A 23382-nucleotide genomic window follows, 5' to 3' on the forward strand; every position below is an offset into this window, starting at 1 on the left:
AGATATCTGCAACCAGATCCCAGGCTGCGTCGGGGAGTTCATACCGCTTTGCCATCTTGGCCTCCTGGCTTTAATGGCGGTGTATTTTACAGAAAATCGTATTTCTTGGGTTTACGTACAGAGCCTAGCTGTATCCATGCGACTCCTAGATGGATTTTTCTGTATAAATAACAGGCCTCGAAGCCCACTGAAAAGCGTTCAGTGGCGTTTCCTCGCCTGTTTTGTTGATCACTCCGAGGTGGTCTATCCCGGGCTGATTGGACACGACTTAGGGTGGATCATCTACATGACTTGAACAGAGTTTGCCAGGCGCCTCTCATTTCCGAAAAGCGTTGTGTAAAAGCGTTGCTCGATGCCATAGATCAGCAGCTTTAACTGGTGATCGCTGCCAATATCGAAGACGCCTTTGGCTTTGTCGAAATCAAGGTGGCCGGCGCAGTAATCGTCGATGTAGCTGACCATCGCAGCTCGCTGGCCAGACGGAAGCGCTGCAAGGGTCGCCATCGCCAATCCAATGCGCTTCCTGTTCGGTGTAGACACACGTGCCGCCTCAAAATTGTTTGAAAGCCCAATAAAGGGCTCATCAAGGAATTTTTCCACTTCCTCATGAGTTGATTCTTTGAACAGCTGGCCGATCCCTTTAAAAATGCTGGAGATCGTGGCCAGACTCTTGAAAACCAGCGAATCTGTTTTGGGCAGGTAAATAGCGTCCGGCGTTGTGTTAATCACAAGTCGCAACTGCCCGTTGTCTAGCTCCGCGACCTCTCCGAAAGTGATGCTTTTTCGGGACACTAGCAGGGACGGTGTCACTTTTTGAAAGTAGAAGGAGTCATTCTGGGCACTACACAGCCATGTGATCTTATCAAACTGTTTTTTCTTGAGTTCGACATGATTTTTGCTGTCGAACGGCTCTTTCAGAAAATCGATGCAGAACGGTTGCCCTGAAAAACCAGGAATCACAAACCAGGAGTCTTCATCCAGATTATGATCAGGCTCATAAGGTACGCAGGCTGCCGCGTCAATAACAACTTCTGCATAAAGTTTACTGTCCGAAAGAACCTTTACGATGGCATTTTTTTGGAGACGTTTGATTTTAGCGAGGACAAAGTCCATTTTCAGCCTCTATCGATTAGAGTGTAGTCATTAATGCGGTACACCTTGTCAATCACGACCTCCTTAGGAGTCCGAAAGCTTTCCTTGCTAATCAAGAAAAGCGTGACATGAGACGAGGTGCTCACGTTGTAAAACTCATATCCGTATAGTAAGAATAGAGGATTGAAATACAGCGCTTGTGATCGGTATGTGAAGATAAATAGTATCAAATACACAAACACTAGAGTTTGGAAGCTATTGATGCTGAGCGCCACGAAGAAATAACCCAAATAGCTTGGCAAAAAGCTATTGTTCGCATGCTCAATGCTCACAACCTGCCCAAGTTGAAAGGTGTCACTTCCCAGTCGTCTGCTTAGTTTTAAGCTGAGGCCTGTCAGTACGATAGGAACGGCAAGATACAGGGCATAGGAGAGCCCACTAATGGCAGTTTTCAACCCGGGCAAGCTCGGATCTGCGATAAACCCACCAAACGTGATTTCGCGCTGAACCAGATACACAATCACCAGTAAGGACGTCGCGTTGAAGGTCAGCAGTAATCTGAATAGCGTGTTGAAGTCCACTTAAAAAATCATCCGTAATCATTTTCATCCTCTGATGGCAGGATGCTACCAAGAAGCGTCGGGGCTCGCCAGTTCTGGCCGATGACTGTCAATTAGCTTACACCCTTTATCTAAGCCCGAGATGCCCTGCATGAGCGAGCACGTGCGTTGAGATGATAGGTTCCGGACGCGCAGGCCGACCAGATTGAAGAAGCACGGGAAGCTGAGCACGTCCGCGTGCTTGTCGCTGATTCAGCTGAGTAAATCAATCAGGTACCCGCAAGATGCCTGATGTGTAGGAGATCGTCACGGTGCTTGCAGCATAGTTCATCCATGACCCCGGACCCCAGATTCGGGTCAATGGTACGCCTCTGACCCTGGCCAAGCTTGAGCAGCATGCTCGAACGCACACCCTGAATCTGAGTGAGGGTAGGCTCACAAAAGTCATCGTCATCAATCAACGCAGCGAACCATTCATCTATCTGACTGCACGCTCATGGGCGTTGCTCATATGTCCTTGAGCGTGTAACCAATTGGATGGGCTCGACCATGCTGGGCCATTTACGATCGGATTGACATCAGATGCTGGGTTACTGGATAAATGCGTCGAGCAACCAGCGATGAATCGGGGAGGGCAGCGATCCATTGATTGCATTTGGCGAATTATCGAGGCCTCCTGGTAACCGCTGGCCATTGAAATGCAATGGCTGTGCGCCGATCTGTGGTAGTGCCAAGTAGAATTTTAGTTCACCCTCAAGCTTGGCGGTGTGAAACCTCGACAGTTACTCACTCACTAGCCAGTAAGCTTTTGCCGAGCCCTGACGTGCGTAGCCTATGCAGAACGCCATCAAATCGCTCATGCGCTCATCAACTATGGTGCGCCGAATACCAGGTTGAACGCCTACCACCGTGAAGGTAAGAGCTGTTGCAGGTGTTAACCGCAGCAACTCGTAGGTTTCATCCCTGTCCCCGCTGACAAAGTACGAAGGAGATGTGTGTCTGCGATGCATGCGATCCTCCATATGATGCAGCAAGGTAGCGACGTTGCAGAAGTAAGCTGACTTTACCAGCTGTCCCGCAACCTCATACACATCACCAACTCGCCCTCCATTGGCTGGCCCTCCTGCACCTTTACAGTGATAGAGGGTGACGTTCACTTCCTGGGCTGCATTGACAGTGACGCAGATGTAGTCGGCGGCCTCGCCTGAGCGATGGTCGTAATACAAACACCGGAGATCTGGAAGCGTCAGAAGGTGTTGTTCCAAATGCTCCTGCACAGTTGCTTGGCCATCGAGTTCTGCACGTCGCTCCAGTGTGCGAGGCTCCTGATTGTTCGGCAGGAACTCTACCTCGATCGCGCAGCCTGTCCAATCGATTGACTCCGCATCACCTGGAGCAAGTGCGAGGGATCTGAGAAGAGGGGCAGCGATTTTGTTTAGCCCTTCAAATGAAGACTTATCTGTTGCATAGAAAATAGGAGGGCACTCACTAAGCCAGTCGGCCAATGGCATCCAGCCATCTTGGCTAGACTCGATCGTCATTGTGGCATTTGGTTCCAGGCAGCGAATCAGTTGGCCACCCTCAAGACTCAGGCGCATACGGATCTGCCCCTCAGCATGAACGATCGAAAAATCCAAGTGCCCGGCTTGTGGATCGCACTCAAAGTCCTGGATATCCCACTCCACAAGCCTGGAGGTTTGTAACTCTTGTTCCTGCGTAGCCCTGAAGTGAATACGAGGATTGCGAGTGAGGCCTTGCCGTGACCAGTTGGCTGCCATCACCGCTTCTGGTAGCTCCCGAAGAGTCGTAGTGGTTCTGACCAAGTCGAGGTGGGTTTGGCTAAACGCAGCATCTCCTACGATGCGCGCATGAAGCGTCTGCACCCAGGCAAAGAAGTCAGGAACGGATAGGCGCTGATTGCTCCAGATTCTAGAGCTGCTACTGGCTCCGATGGTTTCACGCACCTGGCCGTTCATGCCACTCCCGAAGTAGTGACCCTGAGCGTAAGCGCGGCTGTCACCGGCAGTGACCGCGCGCTCGGCTTGAGGGCCAGTTAGGGTTCGATAAGTCTCGACTTGCGAATTGAAGGTCGTGTTCTGCAAGCCAACAGCAAAAAACCTCATCCCCTCCAGTCCGGCCCTCGCTCGGCTCGTTTCTTCATAGCTCAACCCTCGGCTGCCGGCACGGCAAACGATATCCATGATGGTCAGGTACAGCTTCTCTGTCCTGAGAGTTGAGCCGATGAAGCAGTAGCTCGATTCCGGAAAATACATCAGCAGGAAGGCCTCGTGCCGAATATCAGTAAGCGTGTTTGAGGTCGACCAGTTCGGAGGTGCTTCATCTGCTGTCAGTACGAGAGACAAATTGCCATCTGGCGTTCCCCACTGCTTCACAATGCGAAGCATTCGACCAACCTTTTCTCCCAGCAAATCGAAATCCGGCCTGCGACTGCAGTGAAACCCGCGGACGTGCGCGTACAAATTGAAGGACAGCGCAGATACGGACTCATAGTCAGACTCAGTCATCCGACGCACCGGCAAGCTTTGGATGAATTCTTGGGCCTCAACTGCGCCCTGAATCTGAGCAAGCGCGGCATCATCAATCATCTGAGCCAGATCAACGCCTTCCCGGAGCAGAGTCGCTGTCGCCTCACGCACTCTGAATGCCGGTGCAATGAGGGTTGGGCGTCCCGTGGTGCCATCGATCCTGGCGAACCTGCCGATGAACTGGATTGTGGGTACCAGTGACTTGTGCGGTGCATGTAACGCCGCGACCTTGAGCTTTGGGAAGTCATAGCCTTCACCAAACATGTCTACGCAGATGATGGCCTTCAACTCACCAGAAACGAGCCTCGCCTCGATTAAGTCCTGTTGTCGTTTGGTAAGTCGGCTGCTGATGGCGGCGACGGAAACGCCCAGTTGCTCATAGATCGGGACGAGCGCTTGCGCGGAAGAGATGGTCGAGGCGCGTACGAAAAGCCTGTGATCAAAACCGTTAGCGACATCGTCTTCGAGCTGTGCCACCGCAGTTCGGGCAATCGCCCGATCAACATGCTCATCATCAAGCTCGTTATCTATGGGTGCCGCCCGGAAGACGATAGGATCGAACGCACCTTCAGACACGGCTCTCATAACAGGATATCGGTAGACCAACTTGCCCGGGATAACGCGGTCATCGCGCCTGAAGGGGGTTGCTGTCAAGAATATAAATCGAGCTGCCGAGTAGTGGTCCAGGTACGCTGCCCAGGAGTCCGCCGGCGCATGGTGTGCCTCATCGAAAATCACTACATCAAAAAGGTCGGCCGCAGCCCTTGGGGCAATTATCGGCGAAGAGCTGCCGGGGGTTGAGATCACGACGTCGAACACCCGCAATTGTTCCCAAGCCTCAGGCGTTATTGGCCGCCCCGAATGCAAGTGAACGGAAGGTAGCGGCCCGTCTTCAGGTAGCGCACCGATGCGCCTGAGTGTTGAAAGGGTGGAAAAATGTGAGTGCACCTGTTTGCGCAGAGCACTTGATGGCTCGACGATGAGTATCCGAGTTGCTCCAAGTAGAAGCGGTAGCGACATCATCAATGATGTCTTTCCATAACCAGTGGGCAGGCAGATGATCGCGGGGTCGTCTTGCAACGAGAAGTGGGCCAATGTCGCATACATTGCGCCAAGTTGGCCCGGCCTAAAGCCGCTGTTAGGTGCGTCAGTCTGCTGAAGAAGCTTGAGTGACCCCGCTTGCTCCACAAAAAATCCAGCCATTTCTACCGTCCTTGGATATTTCTTACCAATCCTAATGGGCTATGGGCTTTAAACAAGCGATGCAGGTAAAAATTTCTTTCAGCATCTCCTAGCTTCTGCTTGCTTCAGCAGGCACGGGGACTGAGGTGCCGGGACCCGAGCAACTCACAATGGCTCGCTTGAGCGCGGCCCGTTCGTTGTAATTAGTATAGGTGTTTGAATCGCCCCTGGTTTCAAATAGACACGACGCAATTCCAGGGCTGCAGTTCGCAAACCTCTACTGGGATCTTGTCCCAGGCCCACATCGTCAGAGCAGCTTCCGGACGAGTCTTTGTAGAGAAACGGTGCCCTCAGGCTCGACCACGCCGAAGCCGCGCACAGTCCAGCGCTTGCGGCGCCGCACTCATCGTCCGAATTTGGGCCTTTGCGCCGCTATTCGTGCTGTGGTGTAGGCGTTGGCGAACTCGGATTGGTCAATCGTGCCCCTCGTTAGGCTCTCATTGAGCTTGGTATAGATTCGCAACCCTTCGCTAGCCGCTACGGATTCCAACTGAGCACATTTCGAACCCAGCAACCGGATAGCAACCCTCTCAAGACGCTCGTCCATTTGATCACCATGATGAGACTCGACTAACAGCCTGTAAACCGCCCAGAGTCCTTTAGCGCTGGCCTTTGGCAAATGCCCCCTGAGTGCGGCGGCGATGATCAAAATGACAATGGTCTCAAGGGCCTGATCAGGGGCATCACTTTTCATGGCTGCTTTGACATGCCAGTGTCGCATCAGCGCTGCTAGCCCAATCTCAGGAAGCAAAGCCTGATCCACCAGAATACGTAGCACCGATGCTGCATGCTCCAACACTTTCTCAAAGGTCGCGCGGTAATCCCAGAGCGCCGAGATTACTGAGATGAACCTGGGTTCTGCGTCAAGGATTTCTACGGCTTGACGTACGGTTCGTGCAGTAAAGGCAGCCGGGGGAAGCAGCCGCACAATCTCGGACAGCTGCACGATTACCCTGACCCTCCATTCACACAGCTGCGCAATTTTGCCGGCTTTTTCAATGGGGGAGAGCTGCCCAACCTCTGTCAGTGCGGCCAGGACATCAAGCGTGCAGAAACCATCGACCTCGGAACCTGCGGCACAAAATATCCGCAGCGACTCGTCATCAGAATAGAGCCGGTACCGTTCCGGCTCTTTGCCGAGTATCTCCACGATTTCACTGTTGCTGCGCCCAATGACCCTGGCGGGCGATGCTTCGCTTGCCTCCTCTGGAGGGGAGGGCTGGAGGATCGAGGCTAGATGGGGTTTCAAAGCGTTCTGTAGCTCCAAGCATTTGCTTCGCTTTGGGCTTCCAAAAACGGGGTTCGTGAACTCGGCAAGCTCCTCCATCGTGGCCCTGGCAACCGCAATTTGACCGAAGAAAGTGATGACGGCGTCGATCAGCCCCAAGTCGTTAAGGACTAACAGCGCTGTCCAATCCAGCAAAGGCACTCGCTTGCGCAGGGCATCGGCACCGATCGGTTGCCACCCCGTATCGTTGACCATCACCAAGTGATACTGGCGATCATCCCGGCTGGACACCTTGGCAACTTCCCACAGGTGTACAATATCGGAAATGTAAGACAGCACCAGTCGCGGGCGCCACGAGAAAGGGACGGTGTTTAATCCCTGCTGTAGGGATCGCTCCATCCGTTTCTGGAACGCTTCTCTGTCGGGCGTCATTCCAGCCAGTGCTTTCAGGCTTTCCACCAACTCCGTGCCAGAGGCGCCCTCTCGAATTTCGCCTCTCCAGAGCATCCGGGAATTCGGGAAATTCCTGAAAAATGCTTCAGCGCGTGTTCGGAACTGCTCTCTATCCCTGGCAAGGTCGATGTCACTGCGTCCCCCCAGAGTGCCGCTCAGGTGCATCATCAAGTAGGTGCCTTCCTGGCTCTCTACACTCTGATCTACCAATTCGCCTGCTCGTAGGGCTAGCTCCAGTAGCCGGTCGCTCGTTGGGTCGGAAAACTGGATGAGAAAGAACAGTAATTTCACGAACTCCAATTGTTCCCCTTTGGATCTCGCAGTTTCGAGCGCTCTTTCCGCTGCCTCCACGGCGTCATCGACGTATCCGCAACGTGTGGCAATCGTCGCATAGGTGTTCAGTGCCAGTGGATCGTCAGATCCTGTGGCTACAATTTTCAACAACCGATCGCGGGCCTTTTCCGTTTCGCCCAGGTGATCAAGTGCCAATGCCTCGAAGGCTCCCATTCGATCACCAGGCTCAACGCGGACTCGATTGCTTTGACACAGCTCTACGATGCCTTGCCAATCTCTCAAGGTCACCAAGGCCAACCCAAGCCGCGCAGCCACCGCAGGCGACAGGACATAGTGCTCAGTGATCTTTTCGGAGAGTCGAACACACGCCTGCGCGCTCTGCGGGTCGGTAGGGTCAAGCTCGTGGATGAGGGTGAGTGCAATACTGACGGGCCGATCCAGTTCTTCATACCTGGCCTGCAGCGTCCTCAACGCCTCATCCTTGGCCAACCTGCTCATCTCCAACTGGAGATAAAATTGTGCGAGGGCGGCTTCGGGGGCCAGAGCAGGATCTGCTTCGAGCATCCCCATCCACTGGTTCACGAGGCCGGTCTGAACTGATTTGTGCGCCGAAATAGACGCTGCGGTGACAGCCGACCCAAACAGGGGGTGGCTGCGATCCACGTCACCGACGTATGCGCCAAAGCCTTGATAGCACGCCCGAAATTTACGGGTTTCATAGAGCAGAAGCGTGCCCCAGAGCTGCTTGTCAGGTGAGTCGGGCAACTGATCATTTGTCGACAATGCGAGGGTGAAGTCCGCCAATTGACCCGCAATGCCCCGCAAGACCTCATGGATATGGGGCAATTCCGGGCGCTTCTGCGCTGCATCCTTCAGGTCTGCAAGTATCGACTCTGCCTTGCCAAGGGCCGACGCTGTGGCCCCCCAGATGTCGACGAGCTGCTCTATGTTAGAGCCCCAGCCAGATGCCTTTATGGACAGGACAGCATCGTTAATCGCAACCCAAGCTTCCTCAAGCTTTTGAAGGTCTACACCTGGAAGACCTGCGGGTGGGATAGATTCACGTCGCGGCGTAGTGGCGGTGGCCACTGCGAGGGAAAATTTGGCTCGAGCCCTAAGCAACAGCAGCAGTTCACGAATGTCATCGGACGCGTCACAGGCTTCAAGGCCCGCCTCGCAGTCCGTCAGGGCATTTGCCGGTTCTTCAGACAGCCAATGTGCAAACGCTCTGGCGAAAGACCGTTGAGGTTCCGCAAGCAAATTCGCCTGCTCAACGGCCAACTCGTAATGCCCTTGCACGGCATGCAGCCGGGAGCGAATGGCAATGATGGCTGGATCTTCACCCTCCAGTAAATCATGTAGCTCTGCAAGTGAGTCGCTATCGTTCTCGAATCGGATGCGGATCTCCGCTTCCACCTGGGCTGCTCGGAACTTGGGGAGCGGCGTTACCTCGTACGCGTTCTGGTAGGAAGAGACTGCCGCTTTGTTATCTCCCGTTTGAACCTGCCACTTGCCACGTAAGCGCCAATATTCTGCGCGCTCAAGGGTGGCCGACCCTTCGAGTTTTGGCTCTGCCTCATCGAGCTGGATCTTCGCTCGATCCAGCGCGGTGACCTGTAGATCTGCCTTGGCCTGAGTCAAGTTCCAGGCAAGCGTGCCGCGAGCTGGGTTGACCCAGTAGTCTTCCGTTGGGCCTGCCAAGGCGTTCATCAGTGCGGAGCCTCGTGCAGCCACGCCTTTTACCACGCCCTGAACCAGGGTTAAGCGGTCATCTGCTTGCATCCCTGGGTGTGTTTGCTCTGCGCGCTCACTCAGGATATGCCCCATGCGAGACAGTTCGTTCTGGTGGCGAATGTCCTCCGAGAGATCCGTAGCTATTTTTAGTACGTTCTTTGTGGACGCACGAAGGGTGACGGATTTGCGTTCAGCGGACAGATCGTCGACCGAGATGCGATTCAGCTCATCCCTGAGCCAAACATAGTAAAGGGGGCAGTCGACAGGATCTTCGTTCACCGATAGGTCGCAGATCACCAGAAGTACCGGTTCTACGGCTCTGGCGTAATAGCGTACAGTGGTGGCTTTCAGAGACACCGAAATGTATTCGCCATCCGCCGTCAGGTTCGGAGAGCGGGTGCCCTTAAGCTGGATACGGAAAATATCCGTCGCTTGTTGATTCGGCGTGGTCTGCACTTGGAAGTCATAGCCATAGTCGTCAGTCCCTTCCAGGCTTTGCACTCGCCAATTCTTGGGATGTCGAGCCATCAGGCAACGTGTTGCATCGGCATTGATGTCGTGCTGATCACCCGTCCCAGGTAGAGGCCCGTCAACTGGCATGGTGCTTCCTCGGTATTATCAAAAATGGGTGCTGGAGGCTTGAACGGCGTTTTGATGCAGCACTACTTGTCCTGAGTATACCGGGCGTCAAACCGGGTTTGGGATCAGACTATGGGATCAATATCTCTGTAACTGGGGCTGCGAGTCAGGTTGGGTGCATCCCCCATGTTGTACGAGACTGCCCAAGTTTTTCCGAACTGCGGCCCATTCACAACGCTCGGTAATGGCTTCCTGATGCCAGTCCGGTTACGCTGATGCGTATCAGGGAGGAGGCGCAATGAGTCAGTACCTTTTAAGTTTTGCCAGGCAGAACCTTGAGGGGCGTACTGATGCGTACCTGGTGCTTCTTTGGTGTATGTACCAAGCCAACCAAAGCAAGGGCCGCTACTCCGACCACATCAAGTCACACATCACCACGGCGTCGGATCAATTGCTGGGTCGCAACTACCAGCGTGTCGCTGCTCGCTTCAAGAAAGTGCTCGATAAAAGGCCTGAACTGGATCGGATACCACCCTCGGGCTTGGGGGCGTTGGATTACCTGCGCGTCAGGAATTTCCGGGGCTTTGGCGAGTTTGGTGCTGACGACAAAGGCACGTTCATTCGATTCAGTAAGCTGAAAAACATTTTCTACGCGCCCAATGGCGGCGGCAAATCATCGCTCTGTGAAGCCATCGAAATTTGCACCACTGGGGACATCAAGGAAGCCGCCAGGCGCAAGACCAAGGTCAAGCAGTACATTGCGCGAGGAGAAACCAAGCCTCAGCTCGCTCTCCTGGGAGCGAATAAGCTCAAAATTGCGCCCAGTATCAGTTGGTCAAGCTGCTTTATTGATCGCAATCGCCTTCAGGAGTTTTCGCTCCTGGGCTCCAAGGACACTGGCAGTGGCGAAAGTGATGTCTTGGCGACCCTGTTCGGCCTGGAAGAGCTTCAGGACGTCATTTCCCGATTCGTGCGCCCTGACAGTTTTACGCTCAAGGCATTCATGCGTGCCGACCAGGCCGAGGCCCTGACGAACCTTGAACGCGCTCGAACAGAGCTTGGCCAAGTGCGGAGCAAGCACAGGGCAGATCTGTACGCTGCGATTTCGCAAACCTGTCAGCTCTTGGGGCTGCGGGCCGATCAGGATTTCGAAATTCGTACAAAGGCAAAGCGGCTGCGCAAGACGATAGACATGCACATCCGTGGGGCCGAGCGACTGCGAGCCGCCAAAGCACCGGTGGTCATTCCCATCAAGCATGTTGCGCGTACGTCTGCCATCGCCAAGCGGTTGCTCAGCCGCAAAACGCAGATCGAGACACTGTTTCTGAAAAGGGCCAGTGACGTTAACTATCGCGCTGTTTTTGAAGCCTTGGAGGCTTTGGAAGCCACCGAACAGCCGTCTGAGAAGACCTGTCCCGCCTGTTTGACGCCCCTTGACCAAGTCACGGTGAACCCTTTTGAAAGGGCTCGTGATCAGATCAAGGCGCTCGGGGCTCTGGAGGCTCTGAAGCAATCCAAACAGAAAAATGATGCTCAAGTTGTCCTCTGGGCTTCAAGGATCGCGACCGGGATCAGTTCAGTGAAGGCCAATGCCTATGCCGATGTACCCTGCCCACTGGCGATGGACGCATTGGAAGCGGTGCTCATTGAGTTCCATACGGCGACTGACCGCTCGACAGTGGCGGGGTCTGTCCTCAATGCTTTCATCGCGCTCTGCGCTGACAGTGCAGTTCAGATCGAGGTCTATCTGCGTGCCTGCGAGCGCAAGCAACGGGAGGTTGATCAGGCGGTGGTTCAAGCGGCTCGTCTGGATGCGCTCATCGAACACCTCAAGCAGGTCGATGAGTCGCTGAAACGACAGTTTGACCTCAAAACCCAGGCGCTAACCGGGTTCACAGACGCCAATGATAGGATGCTTGCGCTGATAGGGCAGAGAACGGCTTTGCTCAATGACTCGGTGGATAACAGCCACTTCAACCAGTTGCTCAAGGATCTTGAGGCTGAATACCGAACGCTCTACGGCGACCTGTTGGACTACAAGCTGGAGCTTGAAAAGGCGCGCATTACAGGGATCGAAGCCAAGGCTGCCGACTACTACCGAGCGATCAATAACCACGACGATGACCATGAGCAGATAGAGACGCTGGCCTTTGAAAAGCTTACGGAGAGCTACCGGATCAAGATCACCAACGTGGACGGATCCCTGCTGGATGCGTTTGCTGTGCTCAGCGAAGGGCATCTGAGGGCGCTGGGCTTGTCGATTCTCTTGGCGATGGCTGAGAAAAACAATTTTCCGCTCATCGTTTTTGATGACGTCGTCAACGCGATCGATACGGATCACCGATCCAATATCATCGACTTGTTTTTCAATGATGACTACCTGCGCCGGATCCAGATGGTGGTGACGACCCACGATCGCCTCTTCTGGGAGCGCTTCTGCATCATCGCTGATCGCCATCCTCAATCCGACCAGCAAGCAAGCCATGTGCTCAGCTATACGAACAAAGGCATCGTGGTCATTGATCATGCAGGCGGTTTTCAGAGAAAGGTGCACGTGGCGTTGTCGGTCTACGACGTTCGGCAAGCATTGCTGTATTGCCGGATCTGGTTCGAGTCCATGGTGCTAGAATTCTGCATTGAAAACGGCGTTCAGGTGACCGCGAATTTCAACAAATCGCAGCTAAAGAAGAGTATGTACCTGCAGGTGAGCCTGGAGCACACCTTCAAGCTGGTGGAGCCCTTCATTGACTACGACCTTTCGCATTTCAATTTCATCAAGAATGACTTGGTGAACTGGGGTGGCCAAAACCAAGAGCACCACGCCTTTGATGAAGGAAGCCTGAACTTTGTGCACTCCAAGACAAGTGGTGAGGTCCTGAAAATCTACGATGCCATCCGCTTTCTGGAATGCCAGCTCTTCATGGACAAAAAGAGAGAGTCAGGAGAAAGGTACCTTGCAGAGGTGAATGAAAAAATCGAGAAGGGCCGCAGGAAATTGGTAGGACTCGCCAGGGCTCCGGAAGAGGTGCAGCAAGAACATCAGGCCGGATTAAAGGCGCTGGAAAAGCGCGCCATTGAGCTCACCCAAGAGCTCCAGTTCATCGAGCGCTGCGTAGTGAGCGTTGCTGACCGCGAGCGAGCCAGGGATCTGCCAGCTGAGTTGCCGCCTACCTAGCCGTGTTGCAAGCCACCGTCTGGATGGTTGTTCGAATGATCAGTTTGAATCGCCCTGCGTTTTGTAGATACCTCGTTGCCCTAAAACTGAGACCGAGTACGAAGAGCCCTGAGCAATCCGCGTCTGGCTGAAAACACAACAGCGATAAAAGGGTGAATACGTGGGAACGTCTTACGAGAGTTCAGTGCAACACAGCGGAAAGGCAAAAGCCCGGTCGTTACCGGGCTTTGCAGATCCCTCAAGGGGAGATAAAGCTCAAGTGCCTCAAGGGCTACCAGCCAGACTCTACGAGCGGTAGGCGCACATGTCAACGTTTTGCGTCTGGGACGAAGTAGTCAGGATACGTGTACCATAATGTGTAGTCGTCAGAGCTGACGCAGTCCTGTCTAGCACTGTGGGCGGGATACCATGCCGTAATCTGTAGTCGATACGAAGACTACTAATCTGATTTATTGGGTGTTTCTCAACGGTGCCATTACTGACTCTACGTCCAAACCGTTCATCAGGCAGTTGTGTGCTATTACTGACAGAGCCTCGAAAAGCTTGTCTCGCTGTCTTGCCAACGCAGCGTTCTCCGCTTGAAGACTTGCAATACGCTCTTCGAGACTTCTGCGCCGGCGGGCACCATCCGGATCCCTCCCGCTTTCCCTCATTTGAACAATACGGGCGGCCTCAATTCTGTCTCCACGGTCACCTCCTAGCGTAGCTCGGCTTGTCAGGCCCAGTCGGCGCTGTACCTCCGGTCGGGAAATGGGAGCGAGCTCCACTCCTGAGCTAATCATCTGGGCGAGGAGAGTGTCTATTGCTTCGTCAAGAGTGCTGCCCCTCAATGTCTGTCGTCGCGCCATAGTTGCCCCTAGTCATCTGATACCGAACTGTGTCGTTTGTCCGAGTCCGCAACCGTGATTGGACGCCCATTTGGAAACACGCGTTGCACACCTCCACTGGTATCGCGTGCTAGGACGGATTTTAGATTATTGAGTTTGTCCTCTTGGTCCGCCAGCCATACATCGCTGCCTGCCTCTCCGGTGCCTGCGTCGCGCATGATGGATATTGCCTTCGTCAGATTCTTGGCTTGTTTTTCAAGGTTGACCCGCTCCGATGGAGTGCCCATCAGATGTAGATGCGAGCAGCCATTCCAGCATTGAAGATGCTTAGGGCAGGGGGCCTGGGAGAAATCGTGGATACAACCTCCGAAAGGGGTCACATGCAGCGCCGTGGCGTGTACGGTGAGGAATGCTTCTGCAGTTGTTGTACCTTTATCTGATAGCAAAGCATGGTAACTATCGGTCAAAGCGCCATGAATTCGCTTATCTCTTATGGCTGTATGTAGAAAGTCGAGGCGCTCGTGATAGCTATTGAACGCCAGAAACTCATGATGGGCAGCGGTGTTTTCTTCAATGCTCGTGTGTTGGTAATAAACATTCTGGTCGAGGCGTTTTCGCCCCAGAGCCAATGCTTGCTGAACATCGCTCATACCGGTCAAGTGGTAAATTGTGTTCCGCCAGTGTCTAGGTTGGTGGCTTGTTAGCCTAATCGGAGTGCCATCGGATTCGGTTAATGAACGACGCGAAAAAATGGACGTATATTTTTCATCGTCACCTAATGCGTGATTGATATCCCCGAGGGTGACCCGACGCGGGACCGCACGAAACACATTCGCCTCACGTCCACCGAAACGAAATTGGCCGTCGAAAGCGATCGCAAGCGTTTCGCTGGTTCTAAGTACGATACGAACTTGTCCCCCGACATTTTCTGTCAATGCCGCGTGCCCACGGATCCTCGGGACGATCAGTCGCTCAATCTCCCCGGCGACGTAACGTCGCTTTAACGACCTTCCTTGCTTTTCATCCGGTTCATCGTCAAATGGATGGACACCGTTGCGTGTGAGGAAAAGGTATAGATTTCTGCTTGCGCTTCTTGCTTCGCTAAAACCTAGCCAGTCCAAGACCTTTGCATCGGAGATCACTGACTGAGGGGGGTAGCTCCAAATACGTCCTGGGTGGAGTTCTTGCCAGGCGGCAATTTCTCGTTGTTCATTGGTTAGCGTTTTTAATCGCTCTACTGCGCGCCTGGCTAGAGGAATGTCGCTTTCAGCCAGCCAATGAACACGGGATTGAAATTGCTTTTCCGCGAAGTACCTAATTCCGCATTCGACGAGAGGCTTGCCATGGGCATCGACAACTACTTCTCCTGTCGTCCCTTTGATCGGCCTTTCGACCCAACAATCATAAGGTATTACTGCTACTTCGTTACCTCGTTGCCCAGTCGCTATCAATAAGTCGATCACTCGCAGCAAAATTTCTTCGCCGTCACTGAGTGGGTTGTTCGAACATATGGCATATGCCTCCATCGCCTCACGAGAAGGTAATCTCTCATCAGATTTACGCTGTTTTACCGCACGATCAGGATCGTGCAATGAGATGAACTCGTGGCGGCTTTTTTCTGGTTTTGCATCATGTGTAAAGTGGATGGCGGTGTCGGTTAATTGTAGTTTATCGATCGTATCCGCAATTACCTGAAGATGAGATATCGCGTCGTAAAGGTTCTTGTAGCCACTCCCTCTGAGAAATTCTACGACACGGTCAAAATCGCCCCGCGTCAACTGTGTAGGGTCGGATACACGTCGTTCAAACAACGGATTGTAAAGCCGGCGTACCGCAATATTGTAGGCGGCGACCATCGAAAACTTCAGGCTTCGGGTGCGTTGTAGATATACGATTAATGCCTTGCAAAAATCCTGGAAATCCAAGGGAAGGGCAGCTTTAGGAGGAACAGAATAGCCATTCTTTTCAAGTGATTGTCGTTGAGTTTCAAAGGTTATAGTCTGCTGCTTTAAGCGCTGCGGTAACCAATGCTGGACCGACCATAGCGCTGACTCCCAAGGGGTTGGAATCGATAAAGACTGAAAAAACACTTTTTCCTGTTTAATGAAGCCTTCGAGGCTCTGCCTTGCCCTAGACAGCGTCATCTGCGGCACCCTCCGTGTGCTGCCGGCAGCGTTCGATCGTAGTGCTTACTGCCAGGATGGTTGTCTGATGCTGGGCGAGGGGCCGATTGTGACTGAGATCACCGGCTTGTTCTGCCATATCAATGAACCGTTGGGCCTCCCGCTGGAGCGCATCCTTTACCTGCTCATGGCGGCCGTCAGCAAAGGGTTGGAACTTCTTGCAGGTGTAGCACGCGTATATAGGGTTGTAGGGACAGTGGGTATGGACGGGCAGGGCGCAGGCACCAATATCGCCTATGTACTGCGTATCAATGACGCCGCGGACGGCTGCTTCAGGAGCCGTATCGCGGCGTTTGACGATTTTCCCAGTTAATAAGCTGCGCATGATGCGCTGATAGGCCGGGCTCTTACCCAGAGCTTTCTCTTTGATCCGGGCAATGTTTGGGGTGGCCGTTACGTAAGCACGCGCCGCAACCGTGCTGTTGTGTCCGAGCAGTTCGGCAATCATGTCTGCCGGAGTACCCTGATCCGCCAGTCCTTGACCGAGGTGATGACGCAACAATATGGATACCTGATTCGGCCTATCTATACCAGCTTCACCCAGCTCGTGTTTGAGACCTGAACCGATTTCGCTAACCGAGAGACGCCTTCCACAAGGGTTGACAAATAATGGTTCACAGCCGCTACCAAAACGGTGTTGAATTTCTAAAATGTGGCGTGAGATTTTCACCCCCAGGCGCGAGGTTATTTTACGGGGGCGCCGCTCAGGTTTGCGTTGGCCAACTTTTTTGGCCATGGGTAGCCATAGGGTGTAGTACTTCTCGTGATCAGCGCTTTCAATAAACTCAAAATCAGCAATGTCTAGCGAATGAAATTGAATCGATCGAGGTGCGAGTTCGAAACCTAAGTGAAGTACGATATTAAACTGGACATCCTCCCAAGAGTCAGTCAAAGATTGTCGTTCAATGCGTTTAAGCAATAGAATTTCCTCATCGAGCTCCAAGCCTGACTGAGAGAGAAAAATTCGAGAGTAGGGAGATGAGCGTTCGGTTTTGAAGTCCTTGATCTTTAGATAAATATCGTTACTAAATCCGGCAATTCCTCTATCCATTACCCAGCGATAAAGCGTGCGAAAGACGACTACGTACTCTCTTGAGCTGTTCCAACTGTTGAATGCACTAATAATTTCCTCGGCTGCCCAAGGGAATTTCAAGGAAATATCACTTTCCGAAACCCGATGGAGCATTCTAGCGGCCCTATATGCAGTTGAAGGGGAGTATTTCTCTAACATATGGGCCATAAATGCCTTTGCTATTTCGACAAACTCCGAGCTCAACTTTAGACCAGACCAATCAATATTCATTGCCGTTCCGCCGTCGTACCACGTCCAGACGTTCAATCGAGTATCGACATACTTTGGCTGGTCATTAGTGCGAGTCCGAATCGTAACGTAAGCGGGCCCCCTGAACACGTAAGCTGGCAAAGAGGAGGGCGGTGACGCGTGTTCTTGAGCGGCTGATTTGGTCACGGCGAATCTCCTTAACTGTCAAGTCGGCTCCAGGCTGCCGAGGTGCGCTGGGCATTGTGGAGGTTGGCCGACTCGGCTAGATAACGACCTGCGTAACGACGTGGCATAGTCGAGGTCTCAGACCAACCGCAGACTCGCCGTAGTTCGTCCGTGGCTCGCTCGAGGTCATGCCCACGCTTTTCGACCAGGTAAGCCAAAAAGTGGTCTGCAAAGGTGTGGCGAAAGTCATGCGCAGAAAGTGTAGGCAACAATCCTGGATGAGCCAGCTCAATGGTCAGAAACAGCCGATCAAGAACGTTAGACAACGCGCGGATCGACAGCGGGCGGCCACGATCCGAGATGAACAAATAGCGATACAGCAATTTCATCGGTTTACCATCACGCAGAGGGCGCCGGTCGCTCTGGATATAGCGCTCGTAGACCTCATACAACTGTGCGGAGATGCCTACGGTCCGCCCATGTGTTTTGAGCGCAGGCTCTTCAACGCGCGGGTCGCGGGGATCATGTTCGCGATCATTGATGCTGACATAGGCGTGCTGAGAACCTTTATTGATATCCGTGGTGCAGAGCTTCAGAAGCTCTCCGCGACGGATGCCGGTCTCCAAGAGCAATTCAATCATCAGCCAGTTACGCAGTTGCAAACGTTCCGGGAACGGATTCTCCGCAGCGCCAGGGCGAATCAGTGTGCGAACGATCTGTAGTTGCGTATCTGTCAGGCTGCGGTAACGAGTGCGGTCGGGACGAGCATTGATGATATGGCTCTCAAAGCGCCGCTCAATGACGTCAGCAACATCGGCAAATACCACGTTGATGTCTGCCTGTGTGGCTGAATTCTGACGGGCGCGCGGGATGTAACGGGTGACGCACCAAGACAGGTATTTCTTCAGCAGGCGCAGGTACTGGTCACGTGTTCGTGAACTGATCTGCTGAAAAAGTACAGTGCCAGGTTTGCCGATTCGGGCGATCAGATTATCGGCATGACGGCCACTTTGGAGCCAAATAGCGTAACCGTCCAGCAAAGCCAGAATCGCCTCAAAGTGGCAGGCCAAAATGGCCTCATCGATATCCATATCTCGGCTTTTGGCATAGGCGTAGAAAGCCTGGATGGCGCGCAGGTGCGCCGCAGCCGTGTTGTAAGCGCGGTGCCTGAGTTTGAGTTGGACGTAGATGAACGGAATGAGTATGGGCAACGGCGTCGCATCACCAGCTTGTACAAGCAGCGGTAGTCGTTGACCTGAAGAGAAACGGCACTGAATCAGTTTCATCGACAGCCACCTCATTCAAGGAATCGTCATGAACACTATGGACATGGCCCGTTGAGAGAGTAGACGTCAAATACGAATTCGTCGAATCAGTGACTTACGTGTCTTATGAACATCTCTGACATAGCACCTGATTTAACATAATATACATTATGCGAACCCTTGAATGCTAAGCGTGGAGGTCTACTCAGCAGAAAGTCAAAGTGAGCACTTTTCTGAAACCGGGCTGAAGCCCCAGAAAACATCGTGAAACGTTTTCAGGTCATCAACTGTCATGACGCGCGACTCAAATACACAGAACGCAAAGGGCAAAGCTCTAAGCACAGACCAACCAGGCACGATGACAACCGGCACGCAGAAAGCATAGGCCGCCAATCGGTTGGCCTTCAAAGCATCTGACCACGATTCCTGGATCATAAAATTCCTCAGCATTACTAGATTTTCGTTAGCTGTAACACTAACAGAATTTGCGTGGTGTTCTTCGTTGAGGATTGCCCACCCATGAATGACGGCAGAAACGACAGCCGACGATCACGATCTACGTCCTTCGTTTGATCCAGTCCGCCCAGCACAATCAGTTCTCCTGGCTGCGCTGAAATCTTTGTCAGCAACTCACGCTTGGTCAACGTCGGTGAGTCGATTCCTGACAGGCTGTTCTGCGCGAAATCCGAGATTTGCTGGCTCAGCTCCAAGTCAATACGGTTACGCAAAATCGTTGGCTTGAGTTCCATGATCACACCGGCGGACCGGTACTCAATCGACTGCACAGCGTTGCCGGAATTATCCAGCGAGGAAGACGACAGCGTAGGTACTTCTTGCCCTACGATGATCTTGCCGGTGGCACCACTAACGACTCGCAACGTCGGTGTCGACACGACGTTAAACCGTGAATCACCGGACACAGCAGACAGCACGGCGGTTAGATCCGTCGACGACCATTTGACGAAATTCCCAGCCACGGGCAGCAGCGAACTCACGCCAATTTTCAGCCTGCCAGACAGCGCGGAGATAGCGAGTTCAAAGCCGGAACCCTCGGTTTTCTCGGTCGAAAACTCCAGCACGACGGCCTGGGCCATGACCTCGTTTGGCGCGGTGTCGAGTTGTTCCAGGATGAACCGGACCTTTTCAACGCTAGCCGCGGGACCGGACAAAAACACTTGATCGGAAACTTCGTAGCTGGTGCCCAACAGCCGGTTGGCAATGGGCTGAAGGATCGATGCAGGGCGGTTATGAGCCTGAAAAAGAGTGAAATTTTCCGGAATTTGACCTGCCGGAAAAGCCCGTATTTCGGGGGTTACATCCCCTGCCCCGGTCCCTGCTCCACCGGTGAAAATTCCTGCAGGAACACCCGGCAAATCACGCGAATAGTCGTCAGGTTTGGCCGAAAAAACGATTAGGCCTTCGGGCGTGACACGCTTGTAAATGCCCGCTGTGCGCAAAATTCCATCTACCGTGGCTTCCAGATCCTCGATCGGCAGCGAGCGAATGTTGACTGAAACCGGGCTGCTATTGGTCACGACGCTTGGGTCAAGAACGTAGGATTTTTCGAGCTGGTTACGATAGGTTTCAACCAGCAATTGGCTGGCAGGAATCTGATCGTAGGACAGCACAATGTTTTGTGCGTGGGCCCAACTGGTGAAAATCAGAAGCGCCAAGGGGATCAGTTTTTTCATAATGTGATGATGACCAGGTGCAGACGTGCCCGCCGTGCGCGAGCGCCCGTCGGCCCCGTCTACTCCTGTAAAAGTTTGGCCAAAATAGGCGAAGAAACACGAACAAAAGGCGTCTTGGATTCGCCCAGGAAGAACCGGACTTCAGAGCGGGAAATGTTCCAAGCGTCGTACTCGATGCGGTTGATTTGGCCAGTCGAATCCTTAAGAAAAACCACCGCTGGCAAACCGTCGTCAGCTCGGGTTAGGCCTGAATAGGTCGCCAGTGGAACCACCGGCTCGGGCTTTTTCGGCGCGGTTTCAGCGCTGGACACCAGCTTGGATTCGCCTTGATGGGATAGGCTGTAAAACACCTTCACGAACAACCCTATGGCGATCAAAGCGGCCAAAATCGGCAGCGCGATTTTCTTCCAGGGCGTGCGGTCTTTGTCGGTATGCAGCGATGAACTTTTGTAAAACTTAAAAAGTTCCTTATCGAAGGGCTTACGCGACTTCAATGAAGTTGTTTCAGACTTCGCAGGTTCCGGCGAATCATTACAACCCACCCATTCCATAATCGTGCGTCGTTTCTTACCGAACGGCCTGTAACAGTGTTCATGACGGTCCACCAGCTTACGCACGTTGGAATCAAGGAACATCGGGTGTTGGGTCATCAAAATAATGTCGAGACCCTGATGCCGATGCGTTTCAAACATCGATACTGTTTCAGGAACTTTGCTACCAGACGGACGTGGTGGGAAAAACCGCTGACACTCATCCATCACAATAATTGAGCCGTTTGGGTATTTAAACCATCCTTCGGGGTCGTCCAATTCGAAACAGCGTAATGACTCCAGGTCAAGGCCATTAACGTTTGAAAACAAAGGGCGCGGTAATTCGGCCTGAGAGTTCTTAAAAATGTACTCAACAGCTAATAACGTCTTGCCTGATCCGGGCAGTCCAGTGATCAAATGAATCATTGGCCCGCCCCCAAGACTTTCAACTTCTTAACTGATGCCATTGCAAAACGCGCAGCATAAGCCGAGAGCGTCATGTTTACCGCGTGATCAAGATCGCCGAGCCCCATAATTGACAACATATTGGCAGGCAAAGAATTAAAATTCTGCATCACCTGATCAGTAACCATGCCGAGCAGTAGGTCGAGACCTTTATAGGTCAAGTACCCAAAACCGAGACCAGAAAGACACTTGATCAACAGGTTACGGATAGACTCGATACCAAATAACTTTAGTAAGCTACTCACGCAAACCTCCGGCCACGATGGCAATAAATCCAAGTAATGCAGCAAAGCGAATAAAAGGCGCGACATAATCCGTCATGACTTTGCACAACATCGAGTAATCGAAATAAAGCGGATCACCTTTAAAATTCCAGAGCAACTGTGGGGCTGGGCACTGACGAGGCATCCAACCATTGCCCCATTTTAAGTAACTCGTGATGTCAAACACTGAACTTTCCAAGTCCGAGGCGTCAGAACACTTGCCTTGGCACGGATCATAGTTAGGATCGTCTGTACCCTCCCCCGGCGTGGTTGGCGGATTAACGATTTCATCGTCTGTCGCGGTGTCCTCCCAAGGGATCGGGTTCCAAATATTCGGGTACTTCCCGGGAGCCTCCTGGACGCCATCAGGCGACTGAAAGCCCCAGCTAGAAAGGTCAACGTCAGTTGCTGGGACTTTCTTGGCTGTGGGCTTGATGTCCGGCATCTGAGAATTGATGCCACGAGTGTAGATATAAGTTGGATTTTGATTCGGTGGGACTGAAACCGAGGTCGAATTCCAGCGAGTCACAACGTTGGGAGCGTTACCAGCCCACTCCTGTAAATCAGTACTAGGAGAAGTAGCCCAATACTGACGTTGATTGGACACATTTGTTTTATAGCAAGGCGTAGGGATATAGGCTTGCACGTTTCCAACACCAGAAGGATTGGAAACAGTAGACGTTGAAGAAGGACACGCAACGTCAAGACCAGGAAGCGCTCCACCCGGTTTATAAATGTCATAAGTAACAACTCCAAAATCATCGACAGTTTTAACAACAAGATAGCCAGCAACTGCCGCCGCAGTACCAATAGCAATTTGGACGGCAGGAATCCTGCCCATGGCCGTCCGTGCCCAAGTACCATATTTGGTTGCATTAACCGTCAGCGTTTTACTCCGATTAACAACGTTGCCAAACTTGTCTTTGGCCTGGACGACGGCGTTTGCTGTACCCGAAGGAGAAATATCAGAAACACCAATAATCTTACCGAAGGTGCCATTTGCAAGAGGTGCAACGTTGATTTCTACGGCCGCGTGAACTAACGAAAAAGAATCCAAAAGGCACCACAAAGACCCAACAACAGCACACAAGAAGGCGCGATTCCCCATAGTTCCACCAGTGTTATTTCCTATAAAAAGTCAAAAAAAAGGGAGCCCGAGAGCCCCCTAGTTCTGCTGAGGTACGGCGGGTTATTTCAGTACGCGACGGACCCAGGTGAAGGCCACCACCGCGACGACAACGGACAAGCAGGCAAGCCCGATGGTGCCAACGTCAGTGATCGAGGCCAGGATGGTGGACTTTACAGCGGTGTAATCCACCGGCACTGGATCAGCTGCAAAAGTCATTTGCGAGGCAGCCGCGAGGGCTGCTGTGATAACCAGCTGAGTAACTTTTTTCATGCTTATAACTTCCGTAGAGAGTTTATTTTATGGCTTTGCGTATTTGTCTAAGTGTCCAAGCTGTAGCCCACAACAGCGCTATTGCGGATGCCAGCTCAGAAACATCCGCGATAGATTCCATCAGGCCGAAACCTTCTGCGAATTCGGTGCGTTAACTCGGCGCCCTTGGCGCGGGTCGACATCAAAGGTCAAGCGACCATCACGCACATCGGCAATAATGTCGCACTCGTAAGTTCCGACAGGTGGAACTTGATTCTGAGTCTCTGCGTAAAAAGAAGCCTTTTGCGGATAAGGCACGTTCGGCAAATGAACATATGCCTCAAACATGCAGTAAGGCTTGCCCGACTTTTGGGCAGTACCGGTTCGATTGAAACCGGTGACTTCAACAAGAATTACATTTGACATGGTA

The 23382-nt window shown here is 52.8% G+C and carries 16 protein-coding genes; 2 read left to right on the forward strand and 14 right to left on the reverse strand.

Annotated elements, in window-relative coordinates; all coding sequences use genetic code 11:
* On the forward strand, positions 1 to 295 hold a 295-nt coding region (locus tag TU74_RS24585), incomplete at its 5' end, for a hypothetical protein (protein WP_048377207.1).
* On the opposite strand, the gene TU74_RS17860 is transcribed toward TU74_RS24585, so the two are convergent.
* From TU74_RS17860 to TU74_RS17880, 4 genes are all read right to left on the reverse strand, one after another.
* Positions 283 to 1113 carry a hypothetical protein gene (locus tag TU74_RS17860; RefSeq protein WP_048377208.1) on the reverse strand — a complete coding sequence of 277 codons (831 nt, stop codon included), beginning with the start codon at positions 1111 to 1113 and terminating at the stop codon, positions 283 to 285. The two genes, TU74_RS24585 and TU74_RS17860, sit on opposite strands and share 13 nt — an antisense overlap.
* A 2-nt stretch (positions 1114 to 1115) precedes the next feature.
* Positions 1116 to 1673, reverse strand: coding sequence for a hypothetical protein (locus TU74_RS17865; protein WP_048377209.1), 558 nt, complete (start codon positions 1671 to 1673; stop codon positions 1116 to 1118).
* Between the two features lie 761 nt (positions 1674 to 2434).
* Entirely contained in the window at positions 2435 to 5401 is a 2967-nt protein-coding gene (locus TU74_RS17875) for a DEAD/DEAH box helicase (protein WP_048377211.1), read from the reverse strand.
* Positions 5402 to 5783: 382 nt separating this feature from the next.
* Positions 5784 to 9749: a DUF4365 domain-containing protein gene (locus TU74_RS17880; RefSeq protein WP_048377212.1), complete on the reverse strand. Its 3966-nt coding sequence runs from the start codon at positions 9747 to 9749 to the stop codon at positions 5784 to 5786.
* A 277-nt stretch (positions 9750 to 10026) separates the two neighbouring features.
* Between TU74_RS17880 and TU74_RS17885 the strand changes: the two genes are divergently transcribed.
* Positions 10027 to 12903 (forward strand): AAA family ATPase, encoded by a 2877-nt coding sequence (locus TU74_RS17885; protein WP_048377213.1) that lies wholly within the window; start codon positions 10027 to 10029, stop codon positions 12901 to 12903.
* An 856-nt stretch (positions 12904 to 13759) separates the two neighbouring features.
* Here the strand turns inward: TU74_RS17885 and TU74_RS17895 are convergent.
* The 10 genes from TU74_RS17895 to TU74_RS23655 form a co-directional block, all read right to left on the reverse strand.
* Entirely contained in the window at positions 13760 to 15874 is a 2115-nt protein-coding gene (locus TU74_RS17895) for a hypothetical protein (protein WP_048377215.1), read from the reverse strand.
* On the reverse strand, positions 15861 to 17381 hold the full coding sequence (locus TU74_RS17900) for a site-specific integrase (RefSeq protein ID WP_048377216.1): 1521 nt from the start codon (positions 17379 to 17381) through the stop codon (positions 15861 to 15863). Before TU74_RS17900 ends, TU74_RS17895 begins: the two co-directional genes overlap by 14 nt.
* An 11-nt stretch (positions 17382 to 17392) precedes the next feature.
* A complete protein-coding gene (locus TU74_RS17905; protein ID WP_048377217.1) occupies positions 17393 to 18646 on the reverse strand; it encodes a tyrosine-type recombinase/integrase in 1254 nt (417 codons plus the stop codon).
* Positions 18647 to 18841: 195 nt separating this feature from the next.
* Positions 18842 to 19060: a hypothetical protein gene (locus tag TU74_RS17910; RefSeq protein WP_157315188.1), complete on the reverse strand. Its 219-nt coding sequence runs from the start codon at positions 19058 to 19060 to the stop codon at positions 18842 to 18844.
* A 17-nt stretch (positions 19061 to 19077) separates the two neighbouring features.
* Complete coding sequence (locus tag TU74_RS23185; protein ID WP_053070032.1) at positions 19078 to 20316, reverse strand: type II secretion system protein GspD; 1239 nt, start codon at positions 20314 to 20316, stop codon at positions 19078 to 19080.
* Positions 20317 to 20375: 59 nt separating this feature from the next.
* The gene (locus TU74_RS23190) at positions 20376 to 21272 is read right to left on the reverse strand and encodes a zonular occludens toxin domain-containing protein (RefSeq protein WP_082149892.1); all 897 of its coding nucleotides are present in this window, start codon (positions 21270 to 21272) and stop codon (positions 20376 to 20378) included.
* Positions 21269 to 21556 (reverse strand): DUF2523 domain-containing protein, encoded by a 288-nt coding sequence (locus tag TU74_RS17925; protein WP_048377219.1) that lies wholly within the window; start codon positions 21554 to 21556, stop codon positions 21269 to 21271. Before TU74_RS17925 ends, TU74_RS23190 begins: the two co-directional genes overlap by 4 nt.
* The gene (locus TU74_RS24225; RefSeq protein WP_157315190.1) at positions 21549 to 22682 is read right to left on the reverse strand and encodes a hypothetical protein; all 1134 of its coding nucleotides are present in this window, start codon (positions 22680 to 22682) and stop codon (positions 21549 to 21551) included. Before TU74_RS24225 ends, TU74_RS17925 begins: the two co-directional genes overlap by 8 nt.
* Positions 22683 to 22763: 81 nt before the next feature.
* Positions 22764 to 22973, reverse strand: a complete 210-nt coding sequence (locus TU74_RS17940) for a major capsid protein (RefSeq protein WP_048377222.1) — start codon at positions 22971 to 22973, stop codon at positions 22764 to 22766.
* A 120-nt stretch (positions 22974 to 23093) separates the two neighbouring features.
* Entirely contained in the window at positions 23094 to 23378 is a 285-nt protein-coding gene (locus TU74_RS23655) for a propanediol utilization protein (RefSeq protein ID WP_082149894.1), read from the reverse strand.
* Positions 23379 to 23382 lie beyond the last annotated feature (4 nt).

Source organism: Pseudomonas lundensis (genome assembly GCF_001042985.1).
GTDB classification, from domain to species: Bacteria; Pseudomonadota; Gammaproteobacteria; order Pseudomonadales; family Pseudomonadaceae; genus Aquipseudomonas; species Aquipseudomonas lundensis.